Raw genomic sequence first — 3,120 nt, forward strand, 5'->3', positions numbered from 1 at the left:
GGTCTCGGCTATGCGTAGTGCGGGATTTCAAGGCACTTTATTGTCCGCCAACCGAAAAGTTTGTTTAATGTAATTGCTTTCATATTAACACTTTAGCCTGCATTACGTATAGCCATTGTTGGCACACGTTTTTTTTATATTTCTGTTCTCAAGTTACAGTTACAACCCACATGAAAAGGTAGTTTTGGAGGTCGGTTTTTACTAAATTTTTTATCACATTCTTTTCTCGCTCGATGACATATGAAGTCAGGAACAAAATCTTCGTGTTTCTCAACTCTAAATTCTTTAATCCAAGATTTGTCGCCTTTTATATCTTCCGTACAGCGTTCTGAATCTCTGTAAGTATCTGTCAATAGTCTTATGTACTCTTCGACATATGACCATGAAGCAGAAAGGCTTTCTAAGTCAACATTCTTAAACTTCTCAGGTAAAGGTTTGATTTTAAACATTGAACGTGTCGAAACGTGTTTGCCGATATTGTCCAATAGTTTTGGGTTTTCTTTCAAATAGTCAACAGCTTTTTGCTTTCTCTTAAAATGTCCTTCTTCTTTTTCAGCAATCTTATTTAGCGTTTTTAAAGTTTGAGAAAACAATACTTCTTCATTTGGGAGGTCGCTGCCCGAAATGGCTAAATCTGCTTTGAGTAAATCTTCAAATTCTTTTCTTTCCCAATTGCTTATAATCTTGTCTTTACGATAACTAAAGCCGATATATTTGGAAATGGTCTCGAAACCATATTCTTTAATTAGTTCATCGTCAATAGTTTCAGGTATTTCACTTCCTTCAAAAAGTATATCAAGTTCGCAAGCTGCTCTTTCGTAAAGATTATTGATTGCTTCTTCTTTAAATTCATTTTCAATATCCAACCTGTCCATTTCGGAAGCTGATTTGTATTCGTCCGATTTTGCCTTTGCCTGTTCAATGAATTTGTGATACTGTGGCTTATACTCTGAAATGTAATCTTCAATCTCTTTGCACTTTATATTGTGAGCAGTAAATAAAGGGAGTAATTCCTTTTCCTTATTCCAAATGTTATCGTCTCTCAAGATTTGAATCGCCTTCTTAATTTCCTTTTGATTTGCGTTGTATAAGGTGAGTTCAAATGTGCTTTTAGGATTTATTATAATCGGGTTGTTTAACTCCTTTGTTTCGGCAAGAGGTTTCCTTTCACGAGAATCCAAATTATCAATGATTTCTCTAAGTGAGTTCAACATAGGCTTAAATCGGTCATTGTCTGAACCGTTTTTGTCAAACTCTGAAATAGTCATATCTGCAATTTCAACAACCTTTTCTTTTCTTCTCTGCTTTGCATCATCTCTTTTAAGGTTTTCAATCTGTTCCATTTGCTCTTTATAAAATCCATTGAAACAGTTAAAAAGGCAATCAGAGTAGTAATCGGTTAAGTTGTCATGGTCTGGTTGAACTAAAAGTTGAAGTTCGTAGTCTTTTAAAATTCTGTCATAGTACATTGACTTGTATTGGTCAATTGCCACTTGTATATCAGAAATATATCTTTTGTTGTGTGAGGCTTTTACAAAGTCATCATACATTTTTGAAACGAACTCATATCGTCCAATTAATGTGTCAAGATTCTTGGTAGTGTTTAGTATGTTAATGCTTTCAAGAAGTTGAAGACCTTGACGCTGAATCTGCATTGGAACATAATTGAAATTCCTTATTTCAGCTTCTCGTTGTTTTTGTTTCTCTTTAAAAAGTGCGACTAAGTTTTCTTCGTTAAGGTCGATTGTCATTTCAGTTGTGTTACTGCCGACTTTCCGACTTGTTACATTTACTAAATTATCGGTATTTGCTTTGCCTTTGTTAGTATTTGATACGTGTTGAGAATGTTTCGTTTTTTGATTTGTCTTATTGTACTTTGAATTAAATTTTTGGTCAGAATATGACAGTAGTACTATGAAGTCAATTAGTCCGACAAACACAGGAATAAGAGTCCAAGATAGAAGCAAATAAACTATGCCAAGTATTGGCTGTCCAAGGTAGAACCTGTGAACTCCAAGTCCACCTAAAAAGAATGCTAATGTTGCTGCTGTCGTTTTACTTTTCATGTGTCGATTTTAATGTGTGCCAACGGTTTTGGCTATGGTTTCGTTACGGAATGGTACGCGAGTATCATTCCGCCGTAACCATAAATTTAGCAAAAAGGCTCGAAATTCCGATTAGGAATTTCAGCCGTAATGAACTATAGCCGTTGTTGTAGCCAGTATTTTATTCAAATTTTGAGGTTAAGATATTTTCAATAAGTTCCTTTCCCACATTTTCTTTGGTGTAGACAATGTTAATCGTAAAATCCTTATCATTAAATAATCTGCTATATCCAACTGTTGTCATTTCAATTCCGTTTTGGAAATCAATATTCATTTGGAAACGGTCAAATTCCAGTCCATCTATCATTTCTTTTGATGAAACTGAGTCCAAAATTGCATTCGGCATAGTTTCCTTAAGTGTTTCGAACGTCATTTTATTCACTTCGCGATTACTTTCATAGTAATTTCCATCTTCTTCTAAATCGTGTATTTGAAAGTTTGATTCAAATGTTTGGAATTGTCCGCTTTTGTATGCGAAAAGAGTAGTGGCTCTATTTTCCACTTCTTCGCCATAAACATTTTCGAAAGCGTCCATTCCTTTATTCTCAACTTTGTCCCATTCGCTATCAGATAATTCTCTAAAATTTTTCGGTATGGTTACAGTCCATTTGAAATCTTCATTTTCTATCACTCTTACTTTCTCTTTACTGCAAGAAGTAAGAAGTAAAAATCCTATGATTGATATTTGGAAAATGCGTTTTTTCATATTGGCTACAACGGACTAGCATAAGCATCAGGTGCGATTTTCGGCAGAAAATCCAACGTATAAAGATAGAATGAACAACGAATTAAAATATTAATCAATAAATAAGCCCTAGCACTTGTGTTTATGCATTGTTAGGCATCACGTAAAAATTATGGAATATTTAGCCTTAGAAATAGTAGAAGAGTTTGAAAAGAATGCACCAATACCAACAAGTACTAAAGATTGGCAAGATGACGCAGAACTTATAGCACTTTATTTAGCGGCTAAAAGATATGTAGAAACGCATATGTAATAATTTTTATTGTGCCT

3 protein-coding genes are annotated in these 3,120 nt (G+C 34.2%); 1 reads left to right on the plus strand and 2 read right to left on the minus strand.

Annotated elements, in window-relative coordinates; all coding sequences use genetic code 11:
- Nucleotides 1-134 precede the first annotated feature (134 nt).
- Together FS85_RS16305 and FS85_RS0100665 are read right to left on the minus strand one after the other, a co-directional pair.
- Nucleotides 135-2,066 (minus strand): TM2 domain-containing protein, encoded by a 1,932-nt coding sequence (locus FS85_RS16305; RefSeq protein WP_010134009.1) that lies wholly within the window; start codon nucleotides 2,064-2,066, stop codon nucleotides 135-137.
- 160 nt (nucleotides 2,067-2,226) lie between these two features.
- Nucleotides 2,227-2,811: a hypothetical protein gene (locus tag FS85_RS0100665; protein WP_010134010.1), complete on the minus strand. Its 585-nt coding sequence runs from the start codon at nucleotides 2,809-2,811 to the stop codon at nucleotides 2,227-2,229.
- 151 nt (nucleotides 2,812-2,962) lie between these two features.
- Here FS85_RS0100665 and FS85_RS16655 point away from each other — a divergent pair, with 151 nt between their 5' ends.
- Nucleotides 2,963-3,103, plus strand: a complete 141-nt coding sequence (locus FS85_RS16655) for a hypothetical protein (protein ID WP_160162372.1) — start codon at nucleotides 2,963-2,965, stop codon at nucleotides 3,101-3,103.
- Nucleotides 3,104-3,120: the final 17 nt, after the last annotated feature.

Source organism: Ochrovirga pacifica, from assembly GCF_000220525.1.
GTDB classification, from domain to species: Bacteria; Bacteroidota; Bacteroidia; order Flavobacteriales; family Flavobacteriaceae; genus Ochrovirga; species Ochrovirga pacifica.